Source organism: Saccharothrix sp. NRRL B-16348 (assembly GCF_001280085.1).
GTDB lineage: Bacteria > Actinomycetota > Actinomycetes > Mycobacteriales > Pseudonocardiaceae > Actinosynnema.
Genome location: NZ_LGED01000084.1, coordinates 1 through 690, shown reverse-complemented (window position 1 = coordinate 690; position 690 = coordinate 1). Strand labels below are relative to the sequence as shown.

Annotated in this window: 1 protein-coding gene; it reads left to right on the top strand. The window is 64.1% G+C overall.

From position 1 onward, the window contains the following. Positions 1-690 (top strand): IS630 family transposase (locus tag ADK67_RS10365; RefSeq protein WP_157620085.1); only part of this gene is annotated, 690 nt, incomplete at its 5' end.

Below are 690 nucleotides of genomic sequence, written 5' to 3'. Positions count from 1 at the left end.
AAGGCGTTCAACCTCAAGCCGCACCAGGTCGACACGTTCAAGCTGTCCAACGATCCGCAGTTCGTGGACAAGGTCCGCGACGTGGTCGGGCTCTATCTGCACCCGCCGGAGAAGGCCCTGGTGCTGTGTGTGGACGAGAAGTCGCAGATCCAGGCGCTGGACCGGTCGGCGCCGACACTGCCGATGATGCCGGGCCTGCCCGAACGTCGCACCCACGACTACATCCGGCACGGCATCACCACCCTGTTCGCCGCGCTCGACATCGCCACCGGCGAGGTGATCGGCTCGATCCACCGCCGCCACCGGGCGGTGGAGTTCAAGAAGTTCCTCGCCAAACTGGACAAGGAAGTGCCCGCGGACCTGGACGTGCACCTGATCTGCGACAACTACGGCACCCACAAACACCCCACCGTCCGGAAGTGGCTGGAAGCCCACCCGCGCTTCCACATGCACTTCACCCCCACCTACTCCTCCTGGCTCAACCAGGTCGAGCGGTGGTTCGGCCTGCTCACCGACAAACGACTACGCCGCGCCGCCCACAAGTCCCTGCGCGCCCTGGAGAACGACATCCGCGACTGGATCAAGACCTGGAACGAAGACCCCAAGCCCTTCGTCTGGACCAAGGACGCGGACGAGATCCTCGAACGCCTCGCCTCATATCTTGATCGAATTCCTGGCGCAGGACACTAG